At 54.8% G+C, this 1,032-nt stretch carries 1 protein-coding gene and 1 pseudogene; one reads left to right on the top strand and one right to left on the bottom strand.

The window, feature by feature from the left end; translation table 11 throughout:
- A partial coding sequence (locus A3754_RS23425; protein ID WP_156497180.1) for a co-chaperone YbbN occupies positions 1-303 on the bottom strand: 303 nt, incomplete at its 3' end.
- Between the two features lie 208 nt (positions 304-511).
- On the opposite strand from A3754_RS23425, the pseudogene A3754_RS23420 reads away from it, so the two are divergent.
- Positions 512-1,032 (top strand): annotated as a pseudogene (locus A3754_RS23420) (acyl-CoA dehydrogenase); the annotation flags it as partial.

Raw genomic sequence — 1,032 nt, 5'->3', positions numbered from 1 at the left:
GCCTTCGGTCTGTGCCCCATCCAGCTCGCTGACCAGCTGCCCCTGATACACCAGTTTCAGGCTGGGCAGACTGCGCACACCAAACTGGCTGGCCAGCATTTGCTGTTCATCTGCATTCACCTTCGCCAGCAGCACCTTGCCCTGGTATTCATTGACCAGCCGCTCCAGTATCGGCGCCATCTGCTGACAGGGCTGGCACCAGCTGGCCCAGAAATCCACGATCACCGGGATCTGTTGGGATTGTTCAAGGATTTGCTGAATATTCTGCTCTGTGGCTTCAATGATAGGGCTGTTCGGCTGCAACGCTATGCTCCTGAAAACGCATTAAAAGTGGCGCCAAGTGTAAGGCATCATCCAGATTAAATCCGGTTAAATCCTGTGCAACTTGTGCCATCTGCGCGTTAGACTGAAGTCCGGTGTACGGTTTGAAGTTCCTGGCGGCAGTTTCACGCGCTCTCCATGGTAACGCCCGTATGCTGGAAGGTATTCCACCCAGGCAAAGGAGATCACCATGCTTAGCCTATTGGCTATTGTGTTGTTAATTGCCACGCTGATGACCCTCTTCTATCAGCAAATCAGCCGAGGCATTGGCAGTGCCGTTTTCGTTATTGTGTGGCTGCTCTGCGGCTTCCTCGCTTCCTGGCTGTTCCATCCCATTTCCCTGATTCTGCTCGCCGCCGGCGTTACCGTGCTCAACCACGTGGACCTGCGCCAGAAATTCATCACCAAACCGGTCTACAACGCGCTGGGCAAGGTCATGCCAGCCATAGGCGATACCGAGCGTGAAGCCATCGAGGCGGGCACCACCTGGTTCGAAGCCGACCTGTTCTCCGGTCGACCGGATTGGGAGAAATTCGCTCACATTCAGTTCACCACGCTCACCGATGACGAGCAGTCCTTCATCGACAACGAAGTGGTGCAATTGTGCGACATGCTTGATGAGTGGCAGATCTTCCACGAACTGCGAGACCTGCCCGAAGAGGTCTGGGATTTCCTCAAGCACAAGGGCTTTTTCAGCCTGATCATTCCCAC

This window comes from Alcanivorax sp. HI0083 (assembly GCF_001635175.1).
The sequence above is the reverse complement of the archived record's forward strand: the minus strand, read 5'-3'. Positions and strand labels throughout refer to the sequence as shown.